Origin of the sequence: Salinicoccus roseus (genome assembly GCF_003814515.1) — a bacterium.
In the GTDB taxonomy this organism is placed as follows: Bacteria; Bacillota; Bacilli; order Staphylococcales; family Salinicoccaceae; genus Salinicoccus; species Salinicoccus roseus.
The window spans coordinates 306,785-333,771 of record NZ_RKQJ01000002.1 but is presented as its reverse complement, the minus strand read 5'-3'; the positions used below and the strand labels follow the sequence as shown (position 1 = coordinate 333,771).

The 26,987-nt window shown below is 51.5% G+C and carries 28 protein-coding genes; 19 read left to right on the top strand and 9 right to left on the bottom strand.

Annotation, left to right across the window (positions count from 1 at the left end):
* Nucleotides 1–6: 6 nt before the first annotated feature.
* The 3 genes from rpsG (at nucleotide 7) to tuf (ending at nucleotide 3,935) form a co-directional block, all read left to right on the top strand.
* Nucleotides 7–477: a 30S ribosomal protein S7 gene (gene rpsG / locus EDC33_RS08690; RefSeq protein ID WP_031545910.1), complete on the top strand. Its 471-nt coding sequence runs from the start codon at nucleotides 7–9 to the stop codon at nucleotides 475–477.
* 62 nt (nucleotides 478–539) lie between these two features.
* Nucleotides 540–2,621 (top strand): elongation factor G, encoded by a 2,082-nt coding sequence (gene fusA / locus EDC33_RS08685; protein WP_124010883.1) that lies wholly within the window; start codon nucleotides 540–542, stop codon nucleotides 2,619–2,621.
* A gap of 126 nt (nucleotides 2,622–2,747) precedes the next feature.
* Complete coding sequence (gene tuf / locus EDC33_RS08680) at nucleotides 2,748–3,935, top strand: elongation factor Tu (RefSeq protein WP_124010882.1); 1,188 nt, start codon at nucleotides 2,748–2,750, stop codon at nucleotides 3,933–3,935.
* 87 nt (nucleotides 3,936–4,022) lie between these two features.
* On the opposite strand, the gene EDC33_RS08675 is transcribed toward tuf, so the two are convergent.
* From EDC33_RS08675 to EDC33_RS08665, 3 genes are read right to left on the bottom strand one after another with little or no spacing between them, the layout of a single operon-like run.
* On the bottom strand, nucleotides 4,023–5,192 hold the full coding sequence (locus EDC33_RS08675) for a M20 metallopeptidase family protein (protein WP_124010881.1): 1,170 nt from the start codon (nucleotides 5,190–5,192) through the stop codon (nucleotides 4,023–4,025).
* The gene (locus EDC33_RS08670) at nucleotides 5,189–6,379 is read right to left on the bottom strand and encodes a M20 metallopeptidase family protein (protein ID WP_124010880.1); all 1,191 of its coding nucleotides are present in this window, start codon (nucleotides 6,377–6,379) and stop codon (nucleotides 5,189–5,191) included. The genes EDC33_RS08675 and EDC33_RS08670 overlap by 4 nt, the downstream gene beginning before the upstream one ends.
* Entirely contained in the window at nucleotides 6,370–7,542 is a 1,173-nt protein-coding gene (locus tag EDC33_RS08665) for an amidohydrolase (protein WP_124010879.1), read from the bottom strand. The genes EDC33_RS08670 and EDC33_RS08665 overlap by 10 nt, the downstream gene beginning before the upstream one ends.
* A gap of 136 nt (nucleotides 7,543–7,678) precedes the next feature.
* Between EDC33_RS08665 and EDC33_RS08660 the strand changes: the two genes are divergently transcribed.
* From EDC33_RS08660 to EDC33_RS08640, 5 genes are all read left to right on the top strand, one after another.
* Nucleotides 7,679–8,869, top strand: coding sequence for a glycine C-acetyltransferase (locus EDC33_RS08660; RefSeq protein WP_040106270.1), 1,191 nt, complete (start codon nucleotides 7,679–7,681; stop codon nucleotides 8,867–8,869).
* A 15-nt stretch (nucleotides 8,870–8,884) separates the two neighbouring features.
* On the top strand, nucleotides 8,885–9,826 hold the full coding sequence (locus tag EDC33_RS08655) for an L-threonine 3-dehydrogenase (RefSeq protein WP_124010878.1): 942 nt from the start codon (nucleotides 8,885–8,887) through the stop codon (nucleotides 9,824–9,826).
* Nucleotides 9,827–9,870: 44 nt separating this feature from the next.
* Nucleotides 9,871–10,587: an HAD family hydrolase gene (locus tag EDC33_RS08650; protein WP_124010877.1), complete on the top strand. Its 717-nt coding sequence runs from the start codon at nucleotides 9,871–9,873 to the stop codon at nucleotides 10,585–10,587.
* Nucleotides 10,580–11,038 carry a tRNA adenosine(34) deaminase TadA gene (gene tadA / locus EDC33_RS08645; RefSeq protein WP_124010876.1) on the top strand — a complete coding sequence of 153 codons (459 nt, stop codon included), beginning with the start codon at nucleotides 10,580–10,582 and terminating at the stop codon, nucleotides 11,036–11,038. The genes EDC33_RS08650 and tadA overlap by 8 nt, the downstream gene beginning before the upstream one ends.
* Nucleotides 11,039–11,100: 62 nt before the next feature.
* The gene (locus EDC33_RS08640) at nucleotides 11,101–12,006 is read left to right on the top strand and encodes a Cof-type HAD-IIB family hydrolase (protein ID WP_124010875.1); all 906 of its coding nucleotides are present in this window, start codon (nucleotides 11,101–11,103) and stop codon (nucleotides 12,004–12,006) included.
* A gap of 108 nt (nucleotides 12,007–12,114) precedes the next feature.
* On the opposite strand, the gene EDC33_RS08635 is transcribed toward EDC33_RS08640, so the two are convergent.
* The gene (locus tag EDC33_RS08635) at nucleotides 12,115–13,473 is read right to left on the bottom strand and encodes an MFS transporter (RefSeq protein WP_124010874.1); all 1,359 of its coding nucleotides are present in this window, start codon (nucleotides 13,471–13,473) and stop codon (nucleotides 12,115–12,117) included.
* A 108-nt stretch (nucleotides 13,474–13,581) separates the two neighbouring features.
* On the opposite strand from EDC33_RS08635, the gene EDC33_RS08630 reads away from it, so the two are divergent.
* From EDC33_RS08630 to EDC33_RS08620, 3 genes are all read left to right on the top strand, one after another.
* Nucleotides 13,582–14,847 carry a helix-turn-helix domain-containing protein gene (locus tag EDC33_RS08630; RefSeq protein WP_124010873.1) on the top strand — a complete coding sequence of 422 codons (1,266 nt, stop codon included), beginning with the start codon at nucleotides 13,582–13,584 and terminating at the stop codon, nucleotides 14,845–14,847.
* Between the two features lie 196 nt (nucleotides 14,848–15,043).
* Nucleotides 15,044–16,453: a hemolysin family protein gene (locus tag EDC33_RS08625; protein WP_124010872.1), complete on the top strand. Its 1,410-nt coding sequence runs from the start codon at nucleotides 15,044–15,046 to the stop codon at nucleotides 16,451–16,453.
* A complete protein-coding gene (locus tag EDC33_RS08620; RefSeq protein ID WP_124010871.1) occupies nucleotides 16,446–17,468 on the top strand; it encodes a hemolysin family protein in 1,023 nt (340 codons plus the stop codon). The genes EDC33_RS08625 and EDC33_RS08620 overlap by 8 nt, the downstream gene beginning before the upstream one ends.
* Nucleotides 17,469–17,564: 96 nt before the next feature.
* Here the strand turns inward: EDC33_RS08620 and folE2 are convergent, their stop codons facing one another.
* From folE2 to thiD, 4 genes are all read right to left on the bottom strand, one after another.
* Nucleotides 17,565–18,443, bottom strand: coding sequence for a GTP cyclohydrolase FolE2 (gene folE2 / locus EDC33_RS08615; RefSeq protein ID WP_124010870.1), 879 nt, complete (start codon nucleotides 18,441–18,443; stop codon nucleotides 17,565–17,567).
* Nucleotides 18,444–18,454: 11 nt separating this feature from the next.
* Nucleotides 18,455–19,123 carry a bacillithiol biosynthesis deacetylase BshB2 gene (gene bshB2, locus EDC33_RS08610; protein WP_031545870.1) on the bottom strand — a complete coding sequence of 223 codons (669 nt, stop codon included), beginning with the start codon at nucleotides 19,121–19,123 and terminating at the stop codon, nucleotides 18,455–18,457.
* A gap of 11 nt (nucleotides 19,124–19,134) precedes the next feature.
* The gene (locus tag EDC33_RS08605; RefSeq protein WP_031545867.1) at nucleotides 19,135–19,494 is read right to left on the bottom strand and encodes a DUF1806 family protein; all 360 of its coding nucleotides are present in this window, start codon (nucleotides 19,492–19,494) and stop codon (nucleotides 19,135–19,137) included.
* Nucleotides 19,495–19,562: 68 nt separating this feature from the next.
* Nucleotides 19,563–20,393 (bottom strand): bifunctional hydroxymethylpyrimidine kinase/phosphomethylpyrimidine kinase, encoded by an 831-nt coding sequence (gene thiD, locus EDC33_RS08600; RefSeq protein WP_094906145.1) that lies wholly within the window; start codon nucleotides 20,391–20,393, stop codon nucleotides 19,563–19,565.
* Between the two features lie 114 nt (nucleotides 20,394–20,507).
* Here thiD and EDC33_RS08595 point away from each other — a divergent pair, with 114 nt between their 5' ends.
* From EDC33_RS08595 to EDC33_RS08570, 6 genes are all read left to right on the top strand, one after another.
* Nucleotides 20,508–21,161 carry a uracil-DNA glycosylase gene (locus tag EDC33_RS08595; RefSeq protein WP_124010869.1) on the top strand — a complete coding sequence of 218 codons (654 nt, stop codon included), beginning with the start codon at nucleotides 20,508–20,510 and terminating at the stop codon, nucleotides 21,159–21,161.
* Nucleotides 21,158–21,484 (top strand): DUF5327 family protein, encoded by a 327-nt coding sequence (locus EDC33_RS08590; RefSeq protein WP_124010868.1) that lies wholly within the window; start codon nucleotides 21,158–21,160, stop codon nucleotides 21,482–21,484. The genes EDC33_RS08595 and EDC33_RS08590 overlap by 4 nt, the downstream gene beginning before the upstream one ends.
* A 23-nt stretch (nucleotides 21,485–21,507) precedes the next feature.
* A complete protein-coding gene (locus tag EDC33_RS08585) occupies nucleotides 21,508–21,873 on the top strand; it encodes a DUF423 domain-containing protein (protein ID WP_124010867.1) in 366 nt (121 codons plus the stop codon).
* A 127-nt stretch (nucleotides 21,874–22,000) separates the two neighbouring features.
* The gene (locus EDC33_RS08580; protein ID WP_094906149.1) at nucleotides 22,001–22,381 is read left to right on the top strand and encodes a GntR family transcriptional regulator; all 381 of its coding nucleotides are present in this window, start codon (nucleotides 22,001–22,003) and stop codon (nucleotides 22,379–22,381) included.
* Nucleotides 22,371–23,252 (top strand): ATP-binding cassette domain-containing protein, encoded by an 882-nt coding sequence (locus EDC33_RS08575; protein WP_094906150.1) that lies wholly within the window; start codon nucleotides 22,371–22,373, stop codon nucleotides 23,250–23,252. Before EDC33_RS08580 ends, EDC33_RS08575 begins: the two co-directional genes overlap by 11 nt.
* Entirely contained in the window at nucleotides 23,252–23,947 is a 696-nt protein-coding gene (locus EDC33_RS08570) for a hypothetical protein (protein WP_124010866.1), read from the top strand. Before EDC33_RS08575 ends, EDC33_RS08570 begins: the two co-directional genes overlap by 1 nt.
* A gap of 239 nt (nucleotides 23,948–24,186) precedes the next feature.
* Here EDC33_RS08570 and hemQ read toward each other — a convergent pair whose 3' ends face one another.
* Nucleotides 24,187–24,933, bottom strand: a complete 747-nt coding sequence (hemQ, locus tag EDC33_RS08565) for a hydrogen peroxide-dependent heme synthase (RefSeq protein ID WP_094906152.1) — start codon at nucleotides 24,931–24,933, stop codon at nucleotides 24,187–24,189.
* A gap of 136 nt (nucleotides 24,934–25,069) precedes the next feature.
* Here hemQ and pta point away from each other — a divergent pair, with 136 nt between their 5' ends.
* Together pta and EDC33_RS08555 are read left to right on the top strand one after the other, a co-directional pair.
* Nucleotides 25,070–26,056: a phosphate acetyltransferase gene (gene pta, locus EDC33_RS08560; protein WP_124010865.1), complete on the top strand. Its 987-nt coding sequence runs from the start codon at nucleotides 25,070–25,072 to the stop codon at nucleotides 26,054–26,056.
* Nucleotides 26,049–26,870, top strand: a complete 822-nt coding sequence (locus EDC33_RS08555; protein ID WP_124010864.1) for a lipoate--protein ligase family protein — start codon at nucleotides 26,049–26,051, stop codon at nucleotides 26,868–26,870. The genes pta and EDC33_RS08555 overlap by 8 nt, the downstream gene beginning before the upstream one ends.
* Nucleotides 26,871–26,987: the final 117 nt, after the last annotated feature.

Below are 26,987 nucleotides of genomic sequence, written 5' to 3'. Positions count from 1 at the left end.
ATGACTATGCCACGTAAAGGACCAGTTGCCAAAAGAGACGTATTGCCGGATCCGATCCACAATTCCAAACTTGTGACTAAGCTTATCAATAAAATGATGGTGGACGGAAAACGCGGTACATCCCAAAGAATTCTCTATTCAGCATTTGATCTTGTACAGGAACGTTCTGGCAGGGATGCAATCGAAGTTTTTGATGAAGCGATCGAGAACATCATGCCGGTACTTGAAGTTAAAGCACGCCGTGTAGGTGGTTCAAACTACCAGGTGCCAGTAGAGGTACGTGCAGACCGCCGTACAACTCTCGGACTTCGTTGGCTCGTGAACTACGCACGTCTGCGTGGGGAAAAGACAATGGAAGAACGTCTGGCGAACGAAATTCTTGATGCTGCCAACAACACAGGCGGAGCCGTCAAGAAGCGTGAAGATACACACAAGATGGCTGAAGCAAACAGGGCATTCGCTCACTACCGCTGGTAGTCGGAGCCCCATAGCCACTTAGCTTAATTTCATCCCATTCCTGGAAGGAGAAAAGGATACAAATGGCAAGAGAATTCTCTTTAGATAAAACGCGTAATATCGGTATCATGGCCCACATCGATGCTGGTAAGACGACGACGACTGAACGTATTCTTTATTATACAGGCCGCATCCACAAGATTGGTGAAACTCACGAAGGTGCATCCCAGATGGACTGGATGGAGCAGGAACAGGAACGTGGAATCACGATCACATCCGCTGCCACAACAGCGCAGTGGGACGGTCACCGCGTCAACATCATCGATACACCAGGACACGTCGACTTCACTGTAGAAGTTGAACGTTCCCTCCGTGTACTTGATGGTGCGGTAACAGTTCTTGATGCCCAATCAGGTGTCGAGCCGCAGACTGAAACAGTCTGGAGACAGGCTACGACATACGGCGTTCCACGTGTTGTATTCATCAACAAGATGGACAAAGTCGGTGCGGATTTCGAGTATTCAGTAAGTACACTCAGGGACCGCCTGCAGGCGAATGCACACCCTATCCAGCTGCCGATCGGTGCTGAAGATGACTTCACAGGCATCATCGACCTGGTAGAGATGAAGGCATTCCACTACAACAACGACCTGGGTACGGAGATCGAAGAAATCGAAATCCCGGCTGAATATAAAGATAAAGCAGACGAACTCAGAGAGGGCCTCATCGAAGGACTCGCTGATGTGAATGAAGACGTCATGGAAAAATACCTGGGTGGAGAAGAGCTTTCAGTGGATGAACTGAAAGCTGCAATCCGCCAGGCGACATGTGATGTCGAGTTCTACCCTGTAATGTGCGGTACTGCCTTCAAGAACAAAGGGGTACAATTGCTCCTTAATGCAACAATCGACTATCTGCCATCACCACTTGATGTAAAACCTATCGTTGGACACAAAAAGGATGATGAAGATACAGAGATCATTGCGAAGCCGGATGATTCCGAACCATTTGCTGCACTTGCATTCAAAGTAATGACAGACCCATTCGTGGGTAAACTTACTTTCTTCCGTGTGTACTCCGGTACACTGGACGCAGGTTCCTACATCAGGAATACTACGAAAGACAAGCGTGAGCGTGTCGGACGTATCCTGCAGATGCATGCGAACTCCCGTCAGGAGATCTCCACAGTCTACTCTGGAGATATCGCAGCAGCAATCGGACTCAAAGATACTGGTACAGGAGATACGCTGTGTGATGAAAAGAATCAGGTTATTCTTGAGTCCATGGACTTCCCTGAACCGGTTATCCACCTGTCTGTAGAACCGAAATCCAAAGCTGACCAGGACAAGATGACAAACGCCCTCGTCAAGCTTCAGGAAGAGGACCCTACATTCACAGCCCACACTGACAATGAGACTGGACAGGTCATCATCGGTGGTATGGGTGAGCTTCACCTCGACATTCTTGTCGACCGTATGAAGCGTGAATTCAAAGTTGAGTGTAACGTAGGTGCACCAATGGTATCCTACCGTGAAACATTCAAGAAGCAGGCTTCTGTTCAAGGTAAATTCACACGTCAATCCGGTGGCCGCGGCCAATACGGTGACGTTCATGTTGAGTTCACACCTAACGAAGTCGGTGGCGGATTCGAGTTCGAAAACGCAATCGTCGGTGGTGTGGTACCACGTGAATATATCCCATCCGTAGAAGCAGGTATCAGGGATTCCATGGAAAACGGTGTGCTTGCCGGCTACCCTATGGTAGACGTCAAAGCGAAACTCTTCGATGGTTCCTACCACGATGTCGACTCCTCTGAGATGGCCTTCAAGGTGGCTGCATCCCTGGCACTCAAAGAAGCTGCTAAAGTTTGTGACCCTGTAATCCTTGAGCCGATGATGAAGGTTGAAATCGTAATGCCTGAAGAGTACATGGGAGACATCATGGGTGACGTTACAAGCCGTCGTGGCCGTGTCGAAGGTATGGCTGCACGCGGTAACGCCCAAGTCGTCAACGCATTCGTTCCACTTTCCGAAATGTTCGGATATGCGACCAACCTGCGTTCAAACACGCAAGGCCGCGGGACTTATACAATGACATTCGATCACTATGAAGAAGTGCCGAAATCAATCTCTGAAGAAATCATCAAGAAAAATAAAGGTGAATAATCAGCCCGCTTGATTTTTACGCTTGAATCATTTATAAGTGATTTAGAAACACCTCGGGCGGGTGCAGCCCGCTCCGAGTTTCAATATAAAATAAATAATAACTTTATTTAAGGAGAGGTATACGAAATGGCAAAAGAAAAATTCGACCGTTCCAAAACACATGCCAATATTGGTACAATTGGTCACGTTGACCATGGTAAAACAACTCTGACAGCTGCTATCGCGACTGTTCTTGCTAAAAGAGGTTCCGGTGAAGCTCAGAGCTATGACATGATCGACAACGCTCCAGAAGAAAAAGAGCGTGGAATCACAATCAACACTTCCCACATCGAGTATGAAACTGAAAAGCGTCACTATGCGCACGTTGACTGCCCAGGACACGCTGACTACGTTAAAAACATGATCACTGGTGCAGCTCAAATGGACGGCGGTATCCTCGTTGTTTCTGCAGCAGACGGTCCAATGCCACAAACTCGTGAGCACATCCTGCTCTCTAAAAACGTTGGCGTACCTGCGCTTGTTGTATTCCTCAACAAAGTTGACATGGTAGACGACGAAGAGCTTCTTGAACTCGTAGAAATGGAAGTACGTGAACTTCTTTCCGAATACGACTTCCCTGGCGACGACATCCCAGTAATCGCTGGTTCTGCCCTCAAAGCACTTGAAGGCGACGAAGCTTATGAAGATAAAATTCTCGAACTGATGGAAGCTGTGGATGAGTACATCCCAACTCCAGAACGTGACTCTGACAAGCCATTCATGATGCCAGTAGAGGACGTATTCTCCATCACTGGCCGTGGTACAGTTGCTACAGGTCGTGTTGACCGTGGACAAATCAAAGTCGGTGACGAAGTTGAAATCATCGGTCTTGCTGAAGAGTCCTCCAAAACAACTGTTACAGGTGTTGAAATGTTCCGTAAGCTTCTTGACTATGCTGAAGCTGGCGACAACATCGGCGCGCTTCTCCGTGGTGTATCCCGTGACGACATCCAACGTGGCCAAGTACTTGCTGCGCCTGGATCCATCACTCCACACACAGAGTTCAAAGCAGAAGTTTATGTTCTTTCAAAAGAAGAAGGTGGACGTCACACTCCATTCTTCAACAACTACCGCCCACAGTTCTACTTCCGTACTACGGACGTAACTGGTGTAGTTAACCTTCCTGAAGGTACTGAAATGGTTATGCCTGGCGACAACGTTGAAATGACAGTTCAACTCATTTCTCCAATCGCTATCGAAGACGGTACACGTTTCTCCATCCGTGAAGGTGGACGTACTGTTGGATCAGGCGTTGTAACTGACATCATCAAATAATCCAATTTTATTGGAGGAAAGAGCCGGGTCCCCCGGCTCTTTTTTTGTGGTAAATAAAGGCGTCCTCCAGCGGAGGACGCCTTTATTCTACTTATCAAATCCCAGCACTATCTTTACGAGTGCTTCGACACCGGCTTTCATGCCGCGCTCATCAATATCGAACAGCGGATGGTGGTGGGGCTGATCGGCACCGATATCTGTGTTTCTCACTCCTGTATAGAAGTAGCATCCCGGTCTTTCCTGCAGGAAGTAGGAGAAGTCTTCTCCTCCCATGGATGGTGGGTTTTCTTCGCAGGTCTTCACGTAGCTGGCATTCTTCAATACATTCAATGTGTGGTCCAGCTGACCGTTGTCATTGAGCAGTGCCGGATAGCCATCGGTATATTTTAGATGGCATTTGACGTCGAAGCTCGACTCAATCCCGCGGATGATGCCTTCGATGCGCTGCCGTACCCTTTCTTTGACTTCCTTTTCAAAGGTCCTGATTGTACCGCTGATTTCAACGGTGTTTGGAATGACATTGAAGGAGGACCCTCCATTGAAGGTAGATACGGTGACGACAGCAGATTTCAGCGGATCTATGGTTCTTGAGACGATGCTCTGCATCTGCTGGATGAGGGAGGCTGCAGCAACAACAGGATCGATTGCCTCATGGGGTTCAGCGCCATGGCCGCCCCTTCCTTCTATCTCGATCGAAAATGCATCGGCACTTGCAAATGCATAATCATAGGTATATGAGAGGGTACCGACGGGATAGAGGCTGGAGACGTGTGTTCCGAATACATAATCGATACCTTCCAAAGCTCCGTCCTCAATCATCGCTTTGGCCCCTCCAGGAAGCAGCTCTTCTGCATGCTGGTGGATGAGGACCACGTTGACGGGGAGTTCCTCTTTGTGTGCGGCCAGTATGCGAGCTGCTGTAATCAGTATTGCCGTGTGGGCATCATGGCCGCAAGCATGCATCACACCCGGGTTGGTCGATCTGTAGGGAACATCCTTTTCGTCCTGGATCGGCAGGGCATCGAAGTCGGCGCGCAGTCCGACTGTCTTATAGTCGTCACTTACATGGAGACGCGCCACAATGCCATTACCGCCTACATCCTGACGGATATCAAAGCCGAGATCCTTGATCTGCTCATATATATAACGCTTCGTATTCTCCTCTTCAAACGATACTTCAGGGTGCATGTGCATATGGCGGCGTATGGCGACCATATCCTCATAGTGCTGTTCTATTTCATTGGTCAGGTCCATCATTCGTAAGACTCCTTTTCCAGATAGTTGAATACGGATTTCAGCATGACGGACACTGCGTTCGTCAGGCCCTTTTCATCAATGTCGAATTTGCCATGATGATGCGGGTAATCCGCTTTGAAGTTGGGGTTCCGTGTCCCGGTGTAGTAGAAGGTGCCGGGCACACGCTGCAGGTAGTAGGAGAAGTCCTCGCCGCCGAGGTCCGGTTCCAGCTCCTGGACTTCCTTCACGGTGGAGACCTGCTTTGCCGCCGCCAGTACAAGATCCGTCTCATCAGTCGTATTCACTACAGGCGGATACCCCTTCATGTAGTCCAGGTCATAGGAGATGCCTGTAGTGGTGACGAGCCCTTCGAGACACTTCTTCAGCTCTGTGATCATGACATTCTGCGCCTCGGCATTGAAGGTGCGGATGGTTCCTCCGACCTCAACCTCGTCCGGGATGATGTTATGCTGGTGTCCGCCGTTGAACATCGTGATGGACAGGACGACCGGTTCCATCGGTTTCGATTTGCGGGTGACGATGTACTGCAGCTGATTGCAGAAAGAGATCGCCGCCGCCATGGGGTCGGTGGCCGCATGCGGTTTTGAGGCATGTCCTCCGCGTCCATGTATCTTTATGGTGAAATCATCAGGCATGCCTGTGGCCGTGCCATATTTATATCCGATGGTGCCGACATCGAGACTGCTTGTCACATGCTGTCCGAAAATGACATCGACGTCCTCCAGGCATCCGTCGGCAATCATCTGTATGGCGCCGCCGGGATCCACTTCTTCGGCATGCTGGTGGATGAACACCACGTTGCCCTTCAGATGCTTCCTATTCTCCGAGAGGATGCGTGCGACGGTGAGCAGCACAGCTGTGTGGGCATCGTGTCCGCATGCATGCATGACTCCGGGGACAGTGGACCTGTACGGCACATCCTTCTGGTCCTGGATGGGAAGGGCGTCGAAATCAGCCCGCAGTGCTACAGTAGGGAGGGAAGGATCGGTGATCAGCCTGCCGACCACGCCGCGTCCGCCGACACCTTCCTGTACATCGAGGCCGAGTTCCCGCAGGTATTCAGCAATATATGCGGGCGTCTGGACCTCATGGAATGAAAGTTCGGGGTACATGTGAAAATGGCGGCGCAGACGCACCATTTCGTTGTAGTGGGTTTCCGTCAGATGTTCTATCATTTCTATTTCCATTCGATCACCTGCTCGATTTCAAGTATTTTCATGAACATGGACAGACCGCTTTGCATGGCATCTTCGTCCATGTCGAATTTCGGGTGATGATGCACATAGTCGCTGTGCTTTCCAGAGTTTCCGGATCCGGTGAAGAAGAATGCGCCGGGCCGTTCATTGATGTAATAGGAGAAATCCTCCCCGATCATCAGTGGTTTGGCCTCCTCGAAGTCGAATCCCAGTGCTTCGGCTGCCTGCTGGATCACTGAGGCTTCCGATTCATGGTTGACGACTGCAGGATAGCCGAAATTATAGTCGACTTCTGCTCTCGCCCCCCGCTTTTCAGCGGTCAGTTGGGCCTCCTGATGGAAGATGTCGCGGATCCGCTCCTTCACAGCGTGGTCGAATGTCCGCACAGTCCCTATGAGTTCGGCAGAATCCGGTATGACATTGAAAGCATCGCCGGCCCGTACTTTGCCGACGGTCACGACTGCATTATCCAGTGGGGAAACCTGTCTTGAGACCGCAGTCTGCAGATTTGTGATGAGTTCTGCGGCGATGACGACCGGATCGACCGAGTTCTGGGGCTTTGCGGCATGTCCGCCCCTGCCCTGTATCCGGATCGTGAACATATCGGGGCTCGAGATGACCGGTCCCGGTTTCGTCTTGATCTGATGGGTCGGGTATTGGCTCCAGTAGTGCTGCCCGTAGACTTTGTCGATGCCTTCAAGAACACCGTCCTCCACCATCGAAATCGCGCCGCCGGGCTGCACTTCTTCGGCGAACTGGAAGATGAAGGAGACACTGCCCTTGAGATCTTCACGATTCCTGTGTACTAGTTCCAGCAAGGCGAGGAGGGTGCTTGTATGGGCATCGTGTCCGCATGCATGCATCACACCATCGACCGTCGACCTGTATGGCACATCCTTCTCATCATGGATCGGCAGTGCATCAAAGTCGGCGCGGATGGCGATGTGGGGATGGGGTGCATCGCCGATTGTGGCAAGCAGGCCGCGTCCGCCGACACCTTCCCGGACCGTAACGCCCGGGTAGCGTTTCAGGCGTTCCAGTATGTATTGATACGTCTCATCCTCCTGAAATGAAACTTCAGGATGCATGTGCATATATCGTCTGTTTTCGACCATATCAGGGAGTATGGTTTTTGCGATTTCATCTATCGTCATTTAATTCGCCTCCATAAATTATATTACATAATTTTATCAAATTTTCGCACTTTTATAAACATAATAAAACCCATGTTTTCAATTCTAAGTGAAGTTCCACTTGTGATATGATATGGGAAAGAGGAGGAGATGGACAATGTCTAAAATTTTGGACGAATATCTTGCATCGAACCTGCAGGAACTCAAGGAAAATGGGCTTTATAATGAGATCAATGTCGTAGAGGGCGCGAATGGTCCTGAAATCACGATTGAGGGGAAAAAATTGATCAACCTGTCTTCCAACAACTATCTGGGTCTGGCAACAGACGAGACATTAAAGAAGGTGGCGAAGGAAGCGATCGACTCCCATGGGGTGGGGGCAGGAGCTGTACGTACAATCAATGGAACACTTGATTTGCATGTGGAACTCGAGGAGACGCTGGCCAAATTCAAAGGGACGGAAGCGGCTGTTGCATTCCAGTCCGGATTCAACTGCAACATGGCTGCCATACAGGCCGTCATGGGCAAGGAGGACGCCATCCTATCCGATGAACTGAACCATGCATCCATCATTGACGGATGCCGCCTGTCCCGTGCGAAGATCATCCGTGTCAATCACTCTGATATGGAGGATCTCCGCAGTAAGGCGAAGGAAGCGGTGGAGTCCGGCCAGTACAGGAAAGTCATGTATATCACCGACGGCGTCTTCTCCATGGATGGGGATGTTGCACTGCTGCCTGAAATCGTCGAAATCGCAAAGGAATTCGACCTGATCACATATGTCGACGACGCACATGGTTCAGGCGTCATGGGCAAAGGAGCCGGCACAGTTAAGCATTTCGGTCTGGAGAAGGATATCGATATCCAGATGGGTACACTGTCGAAAGCGATCGGCGTCGTCGGCGGTTATGTGGCCGGCAGCCAGGACCTGATCGACTACCTGAAGGTGGCGGCACGTCCATTCCTGTTCTCCACATCACTGACTCCAGGGGATACGCGCGCAATTACTGAAGCGGTGCGCATGCTGATGGCTTCTACAGAGCTGCATGACAGAGTATGGGAGAACGGCGATTACCTGAAGGAAGGTCTGAAGAAGCTCGGCTTTGATATCGGCAATTCAGAAACTCCGATAACGCCTTGCATCATAGGGGATGAAAAGACGACGCAGGAGTTCTCGAAGCGTCTGATGGAAGAGGGCGTCTATGCGAAATCCATCGTCTTCCCGACGGTTCCGAAAGGGGCAGGCCGGGTAAGGAATATGCCGACTGCGGCGCACACGAAGGAAATGCTGGATGAGGCGCTTGCGGTCTACGAAAAGATCGGCAAGGAATTGAACGTAATCTCATAAATAAGGAGTACAGCAATGGAGCGAATTATCATAACGGGTGCGCTCGGCCAGATCGGCACGGAGCTCACCCTGAAACTAAGGGAAAAGTATGGGGAAGAGAATGTTTTGCCGACTGATATCAAGGAGCCTGAAGGGGAAGCGCTCAAGGGGAAGCCCTTTGAAGTGCTGGATGTCAGGGATCAGGAACGGATGAAGGCACTGGTTTCCGAATTCAAGCCTGATACGATGATGCATATGGCCTCATTGTTGAGTGCGACTGCGGAAAAGAATCCCCAGTTTGCATGGGAAATCAATATGGGCGGTCTGGTGAATGCACTGGAAACCGCCCGGGAATTCGGCCTGAAGTTCTTCACCCCAAGTTCAATCGGGGCATTCGGCCCGTCGACACCGAAGGAGAATACACCTCAGGTCACCATACAGCGGCCGACCACCATGTATGGGGTAAACAAGGTGGCAGGCGAGCTGCTGTGCGACTATTACCATGAGAAGTTCGGCGTGGATACGCGGGGGGTCCGTTTCCCGGGCCTGATCTCGCATGTGAAGGAGCCGGGCGGCGGTACGACGGACTATGCTGTTGAAATCTATTTTGAAGCACTCAGGAATGGACGCTATACTTCATTCATAGACAAGAGCACCAACATGGACATGATGTATATGGAGGATGCGATTGATGCAATCATCAAATTGATGGAAGCGCACCCTGGACAGCTCAAGGACCGCAATGCATTCAATGTCAGTGCCATGAGCATCAACCCTGAGATGGTGGCGAATGAAATCAGGAAGCATATTCCCGATTTCGAGCTGGACTACGATGTGGACCCTGTACGCCAGGGGATTGCAGAAAGCTGGCCGAACGCAATAGACTCCACCGAAGCAAAACGCCAGTGGGGATTCGATCCCCGGTACGACCTTGAAAAGATGACGGAAGTCATGCTCGAAGCGATACGAAATAAGTAATGAGAAGGCGCTTTGCCTTCTTATTTTTCTAATTGGGAGGCAAAATGACGCGTGTAATTTTATTTGATAAAGACGGGACGCTGATGGACTATCAGAAGGTATGGACCCCTTATGCAAAGCGGTCCATTGAAGCATTTGCACAGGAGTTCGACCGCCATGACATCAAGGATGAGCTGGCGCACAGGCTGGGCCTGATCGATGGGGAGATTGCACCGAACTCCATACTCGCAAGCGGCACAGGAGAGACCATCCAGAATTATTTCGAACGCTACCAGAAGGGTGGCGGTGAATGGATGAAAGCCTTCTATGAAAAGAACCTCGATTCATTGCGCGACAGCATGGAACTGATAGAGGGCGCAGGGGACGTACTGCACCATCTGGCGGGGGAAGGTTACAAGAATGTCATAGTGACAAGCGACAGCCGCCTCTCGACCGAATATTTCGTACGCAAGTTCTCCCTGGAGGATGTCGTGCACGATGTGGTCGCAGGGGATGATTCCGAGTTCCACAAGCCGGATATACGCATCCTCAATCCGTTGTTCCATAGATATGACTATGCCCTCAGGGAGATGGTGATGATCGGGGACAACCGGGCGGATACGATGCTTGGCTATGAACAGGGTCTGCGGACCATAGGCGTGCTCAGCGGAACCAGCCGCAGGGAAGATATGGAAGGCGCCGACATCATACTCGACAGTGTGACCGAAATCATCCGGGGTGGGCGTTTCATCATGGCTGAAGGTGGCAGGAGTGATGCATGAAACGTTCATGAAACTTGCGATTGAAGAGGCGAAGAAGGCAGAAGCGCTTGGTGAGGTGCCGATCGGGGCGGTCATCGTCCATGATGGGGCGGTCATCGCCCGCGGCCATAACTTGAGGGAGACGTCACAAAATCCGTTGACCCACGCAGAAGTCATCGCCATCAATCAGGCCAGCGAGGTGGTCGGATCTTGGCGTCTTGAAGACTGCACGCTGTATGTCACACTGGAACCGTGCGTCATGTGTTCGGGTGCCATCGTGATGAGCCGCATCCCCCACGTCGTCTATGGAGCGAAAGATCCGAAGGGCGGTACGGTGGACAGTCTGATGCACCTTCTCGGGGAACCACGATTCAACCACAGGGCAGCGGTCACAGGCGGAATCCTGGAAGCGGAGTGCGGCGGGATGTTAAAATCATTCTTCAGAGCATTGAGGGAAAAGAGAAAAAAATAGCCAGTAGATTAAATTTTCTGATAAAATGAAGTAAAACTAATAGAGGGAGTTTTAGAAGGCTTATGGTCAAACTAATCGCATTGGATATGGATGGGACGCTGCTTGGTCCCAATCATGATATCAGCCGCCGGAATATGGAGGCGATCAATAAGGCGATGGAACGCGGTGTACAGGTCGTTGTAGCCACAGGACGTGCATTCTACGAAGCACATGGCATCATCAGGGAGCTTGAGACACCATTGCCATACATCTGTCTGAATGGGGCCGAAGTACGCAATGAATCGCATGAAATCCTGTCCACCAATGCATTGAATACAGAGCTGATCCATAAAGTTGCAGATGTGTTCCGTGCGGAGGATATCTTCTATCAGATCTATACGGACCGTGCAATCTACACTTCAAGCGTCGAGCGGGATATAGAGATATTCATGGACCTTGCAGGCCAGATGGGCCACCTTGCGAGTGAGGAGCGGATCAGGAACTTCATGGAAGAAAGGCTCGAACGCGGAACGCTGATAGAAACGGATGACTACCGGTCGATATTCGAAAGTGAGGACGAGAATATATTGAAGCTCCTTGCTTCTTCATCGAGCCGTGCGAAACTCGTACGTGCTAAAAATGAACTGAATGAAATCGGCAACCTCGCCGTATCTTCATCCTCGGCGGGCAACATCGAGCTGACGCATGAAAATGCGCAGAAGGGGATTGCTCTGGCCCACATCGCAGAAATCATGGGCATCGATATGAAGGATGTGATGGCAGTCGGCGATAACCTGAACGACATCTCCATGCTCAAACGTGTCGGCACAGCAGTTGCCATGGGCAATGCAGCTTCGGAAGTCAAAGGCATCGCGGACAAGGTGACGGCGACCAACATCGAAGATGGTGTCGCCCTGGCCATCGAAGAGGCGCTTCATTCACTTGAAGAGAAACAGGAAGCCCAGGCCGGTGAATCGGCCGAATCATAGAATGGGGAGGAACGCCCCCTATTCGTGACGGAACAGAATAATAAATGGCAATTGTTGCCGCAACATCATCAAAGATGTCCGCTTCCATTTATGGAAACGGGCATCTTTCTATATGCTCTGAAGGCTGGTTTCAGGGTGGGCGTCTTCCTCTGCTGGTTCACGCTCGAGTTCCCCGGGCTCCGCCTTGGCCGCAATATACATCCTTTTCGATTTGGCGAGGAGTCCTTCATTGAAGAAAAGCAGGACTACCGCAATCATCAGGACTGCACTGGCGGCATTGATCAGCCAGTAGAGCTCAAAATCATAGAGGAAGCCATAGAAGATTGCGCCGACCGGCATGATGCTCATGGAACATAGGTTCATGACTGAAAATACCCGTCCTTTGACATGCTGCGGAGTGACGAGCTGGACGAAGAGGTTGATGGGTATATTGATGAACTGCAGCGCCAGGGCAATACCGATTCCGACACTTCCGATGATGAGTATGTGGGAGATGATGCCCCCATTGAGGTACAGCGGCAGAAGATAGAGGACCACCAGGCCGGCAAATGCCAGCATCCCGCGCTTCATGAGGAGGAAGGGGTGGTCAAGTCCTCTCATCCTGGCGACCGCCACGCCTCCGGCAAGCACCCCCAGGCCGCCGATCGCATTGATGATGCCGACCGTCCCAGGCTGCAGTGACAGCTCATGAATCATCATCTTCTCCGGAAAGATCGTTATGACGCCCGCCATGAAGTTGATCAGTGCACCAATGAGCAGAAGGGGTTTGAAGACTTCATTCCCCGCGATGAAAATGAAGCCCCGGCTGATGTCGCGTTTGAATCTGTCCATCCCTCCGCCCTCATCATTATTTTCCACATTCTCCTCTCTGGTGGAGTGGAGCGTGAAGTCCATAAGGAAATCGAGGGCGGCGGAAATGATGTAGGCGATGAGGAAGATCATGATGATGTTGCTGAAACTCAGCAGTCCGAACAGCGCACCGCCAAGGATGGGGCCGAGGATGACCGTCGATGAGAGGATGGCAGAAGTGTACCCCATCACCTTCTGTATCCTATCCTTATGGAAAAGTTCGGTCATGGCAGCCTGAAAGGCATTGGAGATGAATGGCTCGATCATGGAAGTCAGGAATGTGACCATGTAGATGGCCAGCAGGGTGACGTCATACATCGTCGTGTAGAGGAAGAAGCCAAGGAGTATGATGCTGTTCATGGTCTCGCCTGTAATGATGATCCTCCTCTTATTTCCGAAGTCGCTCAAGACGCCGGAAAATGGCAGCAGGAGTACGGTGGTGGCAATGCTGATCGCCATGTTGACCGAGAAGTAGAGTGCCGATCCTGTTTCATACAGGATGTAGTAGCTCACGGCGAACAGGTAGACATATTTCCCGACGCTCAGGACGAAGCGGCTCAAGGCGTAGACAATGAAGTTGAGACGTTCCTGCATGGGCAACTTTTTATCAAAAACCATTTCCCCACCCCTTTGTTTAATTTAATTAAACTTATTATAATGCCGAAATGGTTGCTTGTCAATTAAAAGTTTAATATAATTAAACTATAATATTTTGGAGATGAGATTATGACTTTGGGAAAACGCATCAGACAGTTGCGGAAAGAAAGGAATATGACGCTGGTGGATCTGGCAGGCGGCAAGATCACCAAGGGTATGCTGAGCCTTATAGAAAATGACAAGTCACAGCCTTCCATGACGACGCTCTCCCATATTGCGAAGAAGCTTGATGTCTCAATCGGCTACCTCACCCGTGAAGGAGATGAGGAGTGGACACGGCAGATGTTGGCCGAAGCCGATTTCAGCCATTACTTCTCATTCCCTTTCGAGCATATAGAAAAGAATATTCTGCCCCACCTCGACCGTGTTTCCCAGGGCAGTAAGGGGATGGATCTATACAACATCATCCGCATCTACTACAGGTATAAGGGGGAGCATGCGACTGCAGACGAATATACGGAAAAAATCGGCAATTTCTACAGGCGCATCGGCATAGAACATCTCGTCGTGAAGAACAGGCTGAATGATGCCATTTCCCTCATGTACAGCCAGGATTATACGGAAGCCTACAACCGGCTGGTCGATTCTGAGGCGGAGGTCATGGAATTCAAGGCGTATGACCCGCATCTCGAATTGGAATACGTCTATCTGAAGGGCATCTTTTCCGTCCCGGTCGATATGGGGGAATGCATCCCTCTCGCCAACAGAGTGATTGAGCTGTCCTATGACATGGAGAACTTCAAATACTTCTTTTCAGCCAATATGATCCTCGGATACTACTATGGGCTTGAGGGGGATATGGAGAACCATGGGAAGTATGAGGAACACCTGAAACAGTACCTTCAATTCAACAGCCAGGAAAAATATGAGCTTGAACTGATTGATGCAGACCATCCCATCACGGTCTTCCATGTACTGGTTGACGATGCGCAGCAGCGCGCCGATCTATATGAGGCATATGTCAGGAAGATCGAAGCACATCACGAAGCTGGCAGCATACAGTCCAGCAATATGGCGTTCTACCATCCATTGTTCCTGCTCGAAATGGCCTATTTCAAAAAGGACTACAGGATGGTAGTTGAGAACTATAAGGAAGGAATGTACATCCGTTCGGCCGCGCAGCACCCGATCGATCGCATCATCATGGCCACCCGCTCGTGCATCTACCCGCTCAGCCTGCACCACCTTGGAGAGGGGCGGCAGGCCAGAGAGGCATTCGAGAGGATAGAAGAGACCATCGAGGATATAAAGCATTCCGTCTTCACGAAGGAATTCTCCATGATACGGGACATCATTTTTGAGGAAAACCGGGGTATGGTGCCGAAGGAAAAGTGATGTAAGAGCATGCTTTCAGACTTTGGTTTGTAGTATTCAAGTAAGATGGCAGGAAATATGCACTTGTTTTCATGCTGAAATTCCGGGTAGTCTGATAATATTGAAGTTTTTAAAGCGGAGGAGATTCAATGAAGGAAATCGTACGACGGGTACCATACTTCCATATACAATCATGCCGGCAGGAGGTGGGAAGCCTATGCTGACTGCAGTGTTGACGCTGCTCCTCGGCATTGTAGTGATCTTCGCGATAATTGTAGCCAATGGCTACTTTGTCGCCCAGGAGTTCGCCTACATGTCTGTCGACCGTTCGAGGCTGGGGGCATTGGCCGATCAGGGAGACAAGGCGGCCGAAAGTGCTCTGACCGTTACAAAACGTACGTCCTTCATGCTGTCCGGTGCGCAGCTGGGCATCACAGTGACGGGACTGCTCATCGGTTATGTGGCAGAGCCCCTTGTCGGGCAAAGCCTTGGGATTCTGCTCGGGGGCGTCGGTGTGCCGGCTGCTGTGAGCATCTCAGTGGGTACTGTGGCAGCTTTGGCTCTGTCCACAATCGTACAGATGATCTTTGGTGAGCTGTATCCCAAGAACCTCGCCATTGCGAACCCAGAACCATTGGCACGGAACCTTGCCCGCTCGACGAATATGTACCTTGCAGTTTTCGGCTGGCTGATAAAATTCTTCGACTGGTCAGCCAATAGTGTACTTAGACTTTTTAGGATTGAACCGGTGCATGATGTCGACAGCAGTGCGACAGCACGTGATCTTGAACATATCGTTGCAGATTCCAGGGAAAGCGGCGACCTGCCTGAAGGGCTGTCGATGATGCTCGACCGCATCCTTGATTTTCCGCAGCAGGATGTCGACCACGCCATGGTCCCCCGTTCACGGACGGATATAGTGGGGCCGGATACATCCATCGGCCAGGTACGTTCGATGATGGCAGAAGCACATACGCGTTATCCCGTCATCAATGATGAGGATGAGCCAGTCGGGGTAGTGCACCTCACCGATATATTGGGGGATGCATCTGACGATGCCCCGGTAACTGAAATCATGCAGCCGCCGCTCGTGGTTCCCACTCTGATGGCACTGCCTGAAGCACGTTCCAATATGGTTGAAACCGAAAATGATCTTGCTTGCGTCATCGATGAGTACGGCGGTTTTATCGGCATCATAACATTGGAGGACCTCTCCGAGGAGCTGGTGGGCGAAATTACGGATGAGCACGATGATGAAGTACCTCCAGCTGTAGAGACGGAGGAGGAAAATAGTTGGCAGATGAATGGAGATCTTCCTATAGACGAAGCGGAACGCGAGATCGGCCATCAGTTGCCGGCAGGTGAATATGAAACCATCGCAGGTATGGTCATTGCCCATTTCGGCAACCTGCCGGATGTGGGGGAGGTTGTGAATATTGAGCTGCCGATCGATCCAGCCGATTTCATACACGATGACCCAATCAGACGCTACCTCGTGGCAGAGGTGAAGGAAGTGGATAAGCATGTTCCCACTTCTGTTTCACTGACCCTCCATGTGTTGGAAAGTGACGAAGCGGATGCAGCTTCATCCGCACTCAAGCAGCAGAGGAGTGACAGAGATGACTAATCCATGGATTGTCCTGTTAGTGACAGCAGCACTGATCGCCTTGACGGCATTTTTCGTAATCATCGAGTTTGCCCTCCTGGGCGCCCGCCGGCATAGGCTTGAAGAGACAGCCGTCACGAGCCGTGGCGCCCGCGCTGCATTGAAATCCGTGAACGAGCTTACTGTAATGCTCGCTGGTGCACAACTCGGTATAACGGCGTGTACTTTCGCGCTTGGTGCCGTGACCAAACCGGCAGTTGATTCCTGGCTTTCCCCGCTGTTTACAGAAATCGGGCTTCCCTATTGGCTGGCAGATGGCACATCGTTCTTCCTTTCTCTGCTGGTCGTGACATTCCTGCACCTGGTAATCGGTGAAATGGCGCCAAAATCATGGGCGATCGCCCATCCCGAGAAATCGGCGATCATGGTCAGCCCGCCAGCCCGGGCATTCGTTTGGGTCTTCAGGCCCCTTCTTAAATGGGTCAATGACATTGCCAACCGTCTCGTCAAGCTTTCAGGGGTGGAACCGGTTGAAAGTGCAGCCGTCGGTGGTCAGGATGCTGCAACAATGCGCCACCTCGTAGAGCATTCTGCACAGGCGGGGACGCTCGATGCATCAATGCGTACTCCAATATCAGGCGCGTTGGATCTGGAAACCTTGAAAGTGGATGACCTTGTTGCGGAAGGAAGGCAGCCGACAGCCGTTCCTTCCGATGCAACGGTCCGTGAGCTCCAGAAGGCAACAGAGCAGTCCGGACATAAACGTATTCTTGTAATGGATGACGAGGAGGGAGCCCCTCTTGTAATCCATGTGAGGGATACACTGCTTGAAGCCGGAGAGCGCCCAGTGAAGGAAATAGCCCGCCCCGCCTTTATACTTGAATCGGGCACGCTGGTGCATGAAGGCCTGAGGCGCATGCGTCAGTCGAGCGAACAGCTGGCCGTAGTAATGGATGGTTCGAAGTTCATCGGAATCATGACCATCAATGATGCATTGAATAATATCCTGCCGGCTGCAGGAGAAAGGCAGCACTAGTCATATAAGATCAATTCAACAAATAGAGGCCAGCGCATGTGCGCTGGCCTCTATTTCTATTTGATATGCCATATCCGCCGTGGAACGGGGAACTTTTTACTTTTGATATGACATCCTGCTGAAGGCGTCGTGCTGGTGAATGCTCTCTTCATTGCGGCATTCGAGTTCGAAGCCTTTGACCCAGTCGAGTTCGACAAGATCATAGGCGATCAGGCGGATGAGGTCCTCTACAAAGCGTGGATTTTCATAGGCACGTTCTGTGACCATCTTCTCGTCTGTACGTTTCAATATCGGATAGAGCTGGGATGATGCATTGATTTCGAGCAGTCCGTACAGCTGCTCCTTATGATCTTCCGGCAGGTCCGCGTCCGGATCGATATCAAGCAGCACCTTCACGTACCCGCGTTGATTGTGTGCACTGTATTCGCTGATTTCCTTCGAACATGGGCACAGTGTAGTCACCATCGCCGTCATTCCGAGCTGTTTGTGCTCGACGCCGGAATCGGAAATCCTCATGGAATATTCGACGTCTGCATGGGCCATACCGCTGAGCATCGTGTGTGGGCTTGGTTTTGAGAAATACCATTTCCCCGAGCCTGTGACTTCAGCCTCGTCCTGATGCATGCGTACGCGCAATATTTGAAGTACGTTTTCCAAAGTGTCGAAAGTAAGTGGTACGCCGCCGTCATTCTCGGTTTCCAGGGATTCGAGGATACGGCTCATGTTGATGCCTTTTTCATTCCTTCTCAAGCTGGTGGCAAGCTCGAAGGTTCCGACGGACTGGAAGTCGCCGATGACTACAGGATAGCTCAGATTGTTGATGCCGACGGAATCGACTTCAAACAGGAAATCCTTCTTCGAGCTCTGCAGGTCTACCATCATTTCCTTCTCTACGGGTTTCGTGCCTTCGATCGGCTCGACGGACCCGAAGTGCCTGAAACGTGCTTCTCTAGTACTAAGATCCAATTGTTCCATGTGTCTACTCCTTAATCTATATCATAACTGTAGAATGTTTCATTCTTCATCCACATCTGGCGGGCTGCTTCGCTCTCCTGCGTGTTGCCGGCAAGCGTCTTGAGCAGGGGGCCGGTCTGTGATTCGTGGGCTGCCATGATCTTCTCTTTGCGTTCTTCGTATCCTTCGATATTGACGACGATGTCCGGCTCGCCAAGATCCTGAAGGGTGTTATTGCTGAAGGCGACGAGCTGCAATGCCGGGCGTTCTGATGCCGGCATTTCCGATACGGCCTCTATGACTGCCTCTGCAGTGGCTTCATGGTCCGGGTGGACGGAATAGCCGGGGTAGAAGGTGATGATCCGGCTCGGCTCGAGCTCATCGATCATATCCCTGACGACGCCCTTCAAATGGCCGGGCGGCTCGAATTCGAGTGTCTTGTCCCGGTATCCGAGAAGCCTGAGATCATCAAGTCCGATCAGGCGGGCGCTTTCCTCGACTTCCCTTTTGCGTATCTCATGCAGTGATTCCCGTGTTGCGAATGGCGGATAGCCGAGGTTTCTTCCCATATCGCCGAATGTCAGGCAGGCATATGTCACCGGCACTCCCATGTCCACATAGCGGCTCATTGTACCGCTCACTCCGAAAGCTTCATCATCGGGGTGCGGGAAGATGACGAGTACTTGTCTTTCTTTTTCCATAGCGCTGCCTCCTATTTAAAGAATTCTTTCGTAGAAATTTCAAGTGCACTTGCGAGTTTGCCTTCATAGTTGAAGCCGTGCATGATGAATTCGTTGTTCTCGTTGACTTCGAAATGTGTGAGGCCAAGCACATAGACCCAGCCGCCGTTGTCGAGCTTCAGGCCGACGCGGTACTGGCCCTCGCCGCCGCCCCTGATGGCGCCCTGGGTGTAGTTGACGGGGACGTTCCTCAGGAACATGCCCGTATTGAACACCTGGTCATCCAGATGGCTTGCATACATGCCGCTCGTCACTTCCACGTGGATGTATACCTTCTTGTCCTGATAGCTGTTCAAAAGCTCCTGTACCTGTTCGCGATTGATCTTCTCCATAGTGTGAAACGCTCCTTAAAATAGCATACACAAAAGAGATAGGCGGGCTATCTCTTTTGTGACTGTGACTATATCTGTTCTTCTGTAACTTCAATCTGCTCCACAGTATTGGCTGCACCATGGCGGACGACGCCGACATGTTCGTTCATCTTCCAGCCGTTCTTGATGGCTGATGTGACGAATGCCTTGGCGTTCTTGATCGCCTCAAGCGGCTCCTGGCCGTTCGCGAGGTTTGCCGTAATGGCCGCTGCGAATGTGCATCCGGCACCGTGGTTGTAGGAAGCGTCTATCTTATCGCTTGAAAGGAGGTGGAATGCTTTGCCATCATAGTATACATCCACAGCCTTTTCGCCTTCTATTTCAGAGCCGCCTTTGATGATGACGTGCTGTGCACCTTTGGAATGGATGACTTCCGCGCATTTCTTCGCGGCATCCAGCGTTTTCGGCGTTTTGTATCCGGCGAGCTGCCCCGCTTCAAAGAGGTTCGGCGTCACGACTGTCGCGTGCGGAAGCAGGTGCTCGACCATCGCATCGACAAGGCCCGGGTTGAGGACTTCGTCATCGCCCTTGCAGACCATGACCGGATCCATCACGAAATATTTCGCATCGCTGTCGAGGTAGGCATTCTTGCTGCGCTCGATGACCTCTTCCGACGGCAGCATGCCCGTCTTTATCGCGTCTGGTGAAATGGAGAGTGCTGTCGCAATCTGTGTGTCAACGACATCGAGTGGGATTGGATTGACACCATGGGACCATGTTTCGGGGTCCATCGTCACAATCGTAGTCAGTGCCGTCATGCCATACGTTTCATGTTCCTGGAATGTCTTCAGGTCGGCTGCAATGCCTGCGCCGCCACTTGTATCTGAACCTGCAATTGTGAGTGTCTTTTTAAGTGCCATGAGTTAGATTCCTCCAATGTCATTAATAATGATATTTTACTATAATGAAGGGTATATTTCTAGAGACATGCTTGCTTAAATGATATAATCAAACTTTAGACAGAGGTGAGAATCATGGAATGGGAAGATGTCTTCCAATCAGTAAAAGAAGAGAACGACTTTTCCGAACTGGAATCGACACTTGAAGAGAAATATGAATCGGGGGAAGTGTTCCCGCCGCGTGAGCAGATATATACGGCCTTTGAGCTTACACCGTTTGAAAATGTGAGGGTCGTCATACTGGGACAGGATCCCTATCACGGGAAAGGCCAGTCCCATGGGCTTGCATTTTCAGTCAATGATGGTGTGAAGATACCGCCTTCCCTGAGGAACATGTATAAGGAGCTGGAATCGGACCTCGGCATCAGAAGGACGACCGGCAGCCTGAAGGACTGGGCAAAAGAAGGCGTACTGCTGCTCAATACAGTACTGACCGTCGACGCCAACCAGGCGAACTCCCACCGTGGACTTGGCTGGGAGCCGTTTACGGACGGCATCATCAGCCATGTGTCGGACAGCCTGGAGCATGTGGTGTTCATCCTCTGGGGTAAACCTGCACAGAAGAAGGAGAAGCTGATCGATGCCTCCAAGCACTGCATCATCAAGTCGACCCACCCAAGTCCCTTGTCCGCCCATAGGGGGTTCTTTGGCACCCGTCCATTCAGCCGGGCCAATGACTACCTGGAGGCGCATGGCAGGAAACCGGTGGACTGGAGTGAACAGGAATGAGGCAGGAAATCATTGCGGAACTGAAGCAGGAGCTCCACAGGATGGAGGTGGCCAGCCAGCCGCATGAATTCGAAAAGCACCTCTATGCGATGGAGCGGCTGCTCGGGCTGCTGGAATCGGACGCGGGCAGCGTGCAGCATGGGGCTCCGTCGACCGGTCCACAGGATAAGCAGGCGATGTCGGAGCACGACCGCCTGATGCTCGAACAGATGGGCGGCAAGGTGGCCGGAACGAAGCCGGTATCAGCCCCAACAGCACCGGCCCGGGAAACGCTCAGGACAGACGACGGTTTCGGCAACGGCGATTCGCTGTTCGATTTCTAGATTGATTCAAAGGAGAAAAGGCAATGAAGACTTTCATCATACTCGGGGCAATCAATGCATTCATATCGGTTGCGCTCGGAGCCTTCGGGGCACACGGCCTCGAAGGGAAGATCAGTGAGCATTACATGAGTGTCTGGGAAAAGGCGGTATCCTACCAGATGTACCACGCACTCGGACTTATGGCGGTCGGCATCCTCGTCCAGGCGACGGGAGCGCCGCTGCTCGGGGCAGCCGGATGGCTGATGCTGCTCGGCGTCATCTTCTTCAGCGGCTCCCTATACATTCTCGCGGTCAGCGGCATCTCAATACTCGGTGCCATCACGCCGATCGGCGGTGTACTCTTCCTGGCCGGATGGATATGCCTCATCATCGGCATGATCAGGCTGTAATATCTCATCAGACTCCACTGCGGTGGGGTCTTTTTTTATGCTTAAAACCCAAAGTGCATGTTTACATCTTCTGCATATTGGTATATACTTATATACATAACTATATAACCAGTTAGGAGGGGTTCGTATGGCGGGGGTGCTCAATGACAAGAAGCCCATCTTTGAGCAGATCAAGGATTGGATCAGCGACCAGATCATCGATGGGACGCTCAAGGCGCATGACAGGATTCCTTCCACAAATGAAATCGTCCAGTTCTACAAGGTGAACCACCTGACGGTGGCAAAAGGCGTCAATCAGCTCGTCGATGAAGGGGTCATCTATAAGAAGCGGGGGGTCGGCATGTTCGTCGCCCCGGAGGCAAGGGACGTACTGCTCGACGGCAGGAAGGAACGCTTCGCTGCCGAATACTTGCGCCCGATGATCGAGGAAGCGGAGAAGCTGGGCTTTACCAGGCAGGAGATTGAAGGATTGATTCATGAGATGGAGGGGAATATGGATGTCGAATAGTGTATTGGAAATCAAAAATGCGTCCTTGAACATAAAGAAGGATACGATACTGGAGGACGTCAGCCTGAAGATGGAGACGGGCAGGGTCTATGGGCTGCTCGGCAGAAATGGCGCAGGAAAGACATCATTGCTGTCACTGATCGCCTCCTTCAGGAAACCGACACGTGGGGTGGTGACGATCGACGGACAGGATCCGTATGAGAATGCCGAGCTGATGCCCAAGGTGGATTTCCTCTACGAAGCCGACTACTCTGAAGAATACCGGACACCTGAGGATTTCTGCAGAATGACGAAGCGGTACAAGGAGGATTTCGATACCGATTATGCGTATGAACTGCTCGATGGCTTCAAGATCGATCGCAGGAAGGCGCTCAACCGCATGTCGAAGGGGCAGCAGGCCGCGGTGAATGCGGTGCTCGGTCTTGCATCGAACGCGCCAATCACCATTTTTGACGAGGTGACGAACGGCATGGATGCCCCTTCCCGGGAGTACTTCTACCAGCAGGTGGTTGAAGCGAACGCACGCAGCCCGAGAATCCTGATCCTCTCGACCCACATCGTGTCAGAGATGGAATATCTGTTTGATGAAATCATCATCATCCATCAGGGGAGGGTGATGATGCAGGAACCGCTGGATACATTCCTTGAGCGCGGCTTCAGGGTCACGGGCCCGAAGGAAAAGGTGTCGGATTTCACCCGTGGTATGGATGTGCTTGCGAGCGAGCATCTCGGGCCGACGCAGTCGGACATGGTGCTCGGACATCTGGAAGAGCCGCAGAGGCAGGAGGCGCAGTCACGCCATTTGAACATTGCACCTTTGAAACTGCAGGAATTGTTTATAAGAATGACTGAAGACAGGGAGGGTGTATAATGGACAATAAACTGAAACTGGCAACAATGGACTTTTCGAAGGAGATTGCGAAGTGGACGATGTGGTATCTGCCGGTCATGGCTGTGATATATATCCTTGTATCGCTGTTCGTCAATGAGACCGAAGTGAATGAGATGTCGTTCTATGCGATGGCATCATCCGCCAACCGCATCTTCATGCTTGTAGCGGGAATATTGGCGGTATTCATGTTCCTGGAACTCGCAATCAGCCTTGGTCTGACGCGTAAGACTTTCCTCAATGCCATGATTCTGACAGGTGGGGTGGTGACGGTCGGCCTGGCAGTCGTGACATGGATCCTGTCCCTCATCCTCGGCATGATGCCGTGGTTTGGAGATGGCATCGTCGCAGCCGACACGGCCGCCGGCCCGCTGGCCCATATCATCTCGCACCTGATGACGACGTACGTGTTCTTCCTGGCCGGCTTCATCATCAGCATCGGTTTCTACCGTGGTTTCCTCGGGGGCATGATCGCCATCGTCCTCAGCCTCGGCATTACAATCGCAATCGATGCAATGTGGACATTCCAGACTGCAGGGACGGTCTTCAATATGGAGATGGGGGAATATGGATCAAGTAATCTGTTGCTGACCATAATATTCAGCATCCTGCTCATCCTCTTCACCATTGCAGTACTCCAGTCCCTCATCCGTTCCGTGCCTGTCAAAGTGAAATAGAAAAAAGACCTCCCCGTCATGGACGTGATCCATGCGGGGAGGTCTTTCTATTTCAGGTGGTCAGGCGTTACTGCTTGCCTCCGCCTTTATTTTTACGGTTCTTGAACTTTCTGATTATGAATGGCAATGCCAAAGGGATGAGTCTGCGAAGTAGACGGCCCATCTTGATTCCTCCCAACTCTCTCGATAAGTGTATTTATTTATATATAGCCACATGAGGGTATATTGAAACCTGAAACTTATCTGAAGAAGGCGGACAGGGAGTCCGTCGGCAGATGAACACCTACGAAGAAGTCGCCGAAGTCGCCGTAGCGTGCGGACACTTCATCGAATCTCATTTCATAGATCAGTTTCTTGAACTGCAGCATATCATCGGAGAAGAGGGTCACACCCCATTCATATTCGTCGAGGCCGATGGAGCCCGTGATGAACTGCCTTACCTTGCCGGCATAGCTGCGGCCGATCATGCCATGCGAACGCATCAGTTCACGACGCTTCTCCATATCCAGCATGTACCAGTTGTCGTCTCCCTGCCGGCGCTTGTCCATCGGGTAGAAGCAGATGTACTTCGATTTTGGAACTTCCGGATAGAGGCGCTTCCTGACGAATTCGTTCTGGTAAGGGTCTTCGCCGGAATCTTTCGCCAAATAGTTGCTGAGCTCGACGATGGAGACATATGAGTAGGACGGGATGAGGAAATCACTGATCTGGAGCTTGTTGAATTCGAGCTCCAATGTATTGAGTTCATCGATCGTCGGACGCAGCATCCATAGGATCAGATCCGCCTTCTGCCCAGTGATGTTATAGAAGGAATAGCTGCCTTCATTCTTCTGGTGCACTTCCTCCTGGCGTTCGAGGAATCCCTTCAATTCCGATACGAGAGTGTTCAATTCTTCCTCTTCAAGCAGACGGAGGGATGGCCAGTCGACGTTGTAGAGAAGGTGAAGGCTGTACCAGCCATCGAGTGTTTGTGCAGCTTCATTCATTTGTGTATCTCTCCTTTTTTTCATATCTCTCTCCATCTTACTCCATAAGAAAACGTTTTAAAAGCAGAGAGGGATGAAATAATGTGACAGAAAGAGTATAATATGGCGTATGTAAAGGCTAACCAAGGAGGATATTATGAGTCAATTTCTAGATAATCTCAAATCTAACCTGGAAGATAGAAACATAGAAATCGTTTTTCCGGAAGGTACGGATCCACGGATCCTCACCGCTGCTGTGGAACTTGCTGAGACAACATACGTCAAACCGATCGTCCTCGGAGACGAGTCCGGGATAAAGGCCCTGGCCGAAAAAGAGGGCCTGGACATCAGCAAACTCGAAATGATCGATCCAGCCACCTACGAGGATAAACAGATGCTCGCAGATGAGTTCGTGAAACGCCGTAAAGGCAAGGTGACGTCGGATCAGGCACTCGAAATATTGAATGATGTCAACTACTTCGGCACGATGCTCGTATACACGGGACGGGCCAAAGGCCTTGTATCCGGTGCAGTGCATTCCACTCCCGACACGGTGCGCCCGGCGCTCCAGATCATCAAGACGAAGCCTGGTGTGACCCGTACAAGCGGTGTATTCTTCATGCTGCGCGGCGATGAGCTGTATGTCATGGGAGACTGTGCCATCAATCCTGAGCTGAACGCAGAAGAGATGGCTGAAGTTGCTGTGGAAGCGGCAAAGACGGCAAAAAGCTTCAAGATGGACCCACGGGTTGCACTGCTGAGCTTCTCTACAAGGGGATCTGCAAAGACGGAAGAGACGGAAAAGGTGAAGCTCGCAACGCAATATGCGAAGGAGAAGCTGCCTGAAGTCCCGATCGATGGAGAGCTCCAGTTCGATGCAGCCTTCGTTCCAAGCGTGGCCGAAAAGAAGGCGCCCGATTCCGAATTGAAGGGCCGTGCGAATGTATTCATATTCCCTTCCCTAGAAGCCGGCAACATCGGCTATAAGATCGCCCAGCGCCTTGGCGGCTTTGAAGCCTATGGGCCAATCCTCCAGGGGTTGAATCAGCCGGTCAATGACCTTTCCCGTGGATGTTCCAAGGATGAAGTCTTCAACCTTGCACTGTTCACTGCCACACAGGCGCTGACACAGGACGATGCATAGGCTGTTCCGGGAACACTGGCACTATGTGCCGATTGAAACGACACCCCATCCTTACATGTCATTTGCCATGGATGATGTGCTTCAGGAGATTGTGAGTACAGATGGTGTGCCGAAGTTCAGGGCATGGGTCCATCATCCCTATGTCATCCTGGGACTGCATGATGCACGGCTGCCCCATCTCACGGATGGGCTTTCCTATCTGGAAGAGGCTGGATTCGACTATATCGTGAGGAACAGCGGCGGCCTTGGTGTTGTGCTCGACACGGGTGTGCTGAATGTTTCGCTCATCCTTCCGAAATCGTCAGCTGCCCAGATTGATGAGGGATACGATATGATGCTGGAGCTTGTCCGGGAAGCCTTCCCGGATACGGAAATAGAAGCGTATGAAATTGAGCACAGCTACTGCCCCGGCAGCTATGATCTGAGCATCGATGGGCGGAAGTTTGCAGGAATCTCCCAACGGAGGATCAAGCAGGGTGTCGCCGTACAGATCTATCTGTGTATTACGGGGAGTGGGGCCGAGCGCGCTGAAATAATGCGTAATTTCTATGAGGCGGCCAAGAAAGGGGAGGACACGAAGTTCTCCTACCCGGACATCCACCCTGGTGACATGGCTTCGCTGAATGAACTGCTCGGTACGGAGCTTACTGTTGATGGTGTGCTCGAGCGCATGCTCGACATCATCCGCAGGGATGGGCGCCTTGAACCGCTCCCGGATATGGATGCAGCAATGCGCGACCGCTACCATCATCATATAAACCGCATGAAGCAGCGGAATAAGGATATCCGTTCGGAAAAAGAAGATATGAAATGAAAAGACCTTCCATTACATTAATGGAAGGTTTTTGTCTGCTGCAGCATGAAGGAGTACGGCGCAACGATCTGGATGCGGGCGTTTAACTCTTCCATGGGGTGGAATATACCCTGTAAA

Bases quoted from the DNA above. Each gene is read 5' to 3' on its own strand.
- thiD (WP_094906145.1), bottom strand. From the start codon at position 20,393: ATGGCACTTAAAAAGACACTCACAATTGCAGGTTCAGATACAAGTGGC.
- rpsG (WP_031545910.1), top strand. From the start codon at position 7: ATGCCACGTAAAGGACCAGTTGCCAAAAGAGACGTATTGCCGGATCCG.
- EDC33_RS08670 (WP_124010880.1), bottom strand. From the start codon at position 6,379: ATGGAAATAGAAATGATAGAACATCTGACGGAAACCCACTACAACGAA.
- EDC33_RS08650 (WP_124010877.1), top strand. From the start codon at position 9,871: ATGACGCGTGTAATTTTATTTGATAAAGACGGGACGCTGATGGACTAT.
- tadA (WP_124010876.1), top strand. From the start codon at position 10,580: ATGCATGAAACGTTCATGAAACTTGCGATTGAAGAGGCGAAGAAGGCA.
- EDC33_RS08660 (WP_040106270.1), top strand. From the start codon at position 7,679: ATGTCTAAAATTTTGGACGAATATCTTGCATCGAACCTGCAGGAACTC.
- EDC33_RS08665 (WP_124010879.1), bottom strand. From the start codon at position 7,542: ATGACGATAGATGAAATCGCAAAAACCATACTCCCTGATATGGTCGAA.
- EDC33_RS08640 (WP_124010875.1), top strand. From the start codon at position 11,101: ATGGTCAAACTAATCGCATTGGATATGGATGGGACGCTGCTTGGTCCC.
- EDC33_RS08635 (WP_124010874.1), bottom strand. From the start codon at position 13,473: ATGGTTTTTGATAAAAAGTTGCCCATGCAGGAACGTCTCAACTTCATT.
- tuf (WP_124010882.1), top strand. From the start codon at position 2,748: ATGGCAAAAGAAAAATTCGACCGTTCCAAAACACATGCCAATATTGGT.
- EDC33_RS08575 (WP_094906150.1), top strand. From the start codon at position 22,371: ATGTCGAATAGTGTATTGGAAATCAAAAATGCGTCCTTGAACATAAAG.
- pta (WP_124010865.1), top strand. From the start codon at position 25,070: ATGAGTCAATTTCTAGATAATCTCAAATCTAACCTGGAAGATAGAAAC.
- EDC33_RS08590 (WP_124010868.1), top strand. From the start codon at position 21,158: ATGAGGCAGGAAATCATTGCGGAACTGAAGCAGGAGCTCCACAGGATG.
- EDC33_RS08655 (WP_124010878.1), top strand. From the start codon at position 8,885: ATGGAGCGAATTATCATAACGGGTGCGCTCGGCCAGATCGGCACGGAG.
- EDC33_RS08620 (WP_124010871.1), top strand. From the start codon at position 16,446: ATGACTAATCCATGGATTGTCCTGTTAGTGACAGCAGCACTGATCGCC.
- EDC33_RS08585 (WP_124010867.1), top strand. From the start codon at position 21,508: ATGAAGACTTTCATCATACTCGGGGCAATCAATGCATTCATATCGGTT.
- EDC33_RS08630 (WP_124010873.1), top strand. From the start codon at position 13,582: ATGACTTTGGGAAAACGCATCAGACAGTTGCGGAAAGAAAGGAATATG.
- EDC33_RS08605 (WP_031545867.1), bottom strand. From the start codon at position 19,494: ATGGAGAAGATCAATCGCGAACAGGTACAGGAGCTTTTGAACAGCTAT.
- EDC33_RS08595 (WP_124010869.1), top strand. From the start codon at position 20,508: ATGGAATGGGAAGATGTCTTCCAATCAGTAAAAGAAGAGAACGACTTT.
- fusA (WP_124010883.1), top strand. From the start codon at position 540: ATGGCAAGAGAATTCTCTTTAGATAAAACGCGTAATATCGGTATCATG.
- EDC33_RS08675 (WP_124010881.1), bottom strand. From the start codon at position 5,192: ATGATGGACCTGACCAATGAAATAGAACAGCACTATGAGGATATGGTC.
- EDC33_RS08580 (WP_094906149.1), top strand. From the start codon at position 22,001: ATGGCGGGGGTGCTCAATGACAAGAAGCCCATCTTTGAGCAGATCAAG.
- folE2 (WP_124010870.1), bottom strand. From the start codon at position 18,443: ATGGAACAATTGGATCTTAGTACTAGAGAAGCACGTTTCAGGCACTTC.
- EDC33_RS08625 (WP_124010872.1), top strand. From the start codon at position 15,044: ATGCTGACTGCAGTGTTGACGCTGCTCCTCGGCATTGTAGTGATCTTC.
- EDC33_RS08570 (WP_124010866.1), top strand. From the start codon at position 23,252: ATGGACAATAAACTGAAACTGGCAACAATGGACTTTTCGAAGGAGATT.
- bshB2 (WP_031545870.1), bottom strand. From the start codon at position 19,123: ATGGAAAAAGAAAGACAAGTACTCGTCATCTTCCCGCACCCCGATGAT.
- hemQ (WP_094906152.1), bottom strand. From the start codon at position 24,933: ATGAATGAAGCTGCACAAACACTCGATGGCTGGTACAGCCTTCACCTT.
- EDC33_RS08555 (WP_124010864.1), top strand. From the start codon at position 26,049: ATGCATAGGCTGTTCCGGGAACACTGGCACTATGTGCCGATTGAAACG.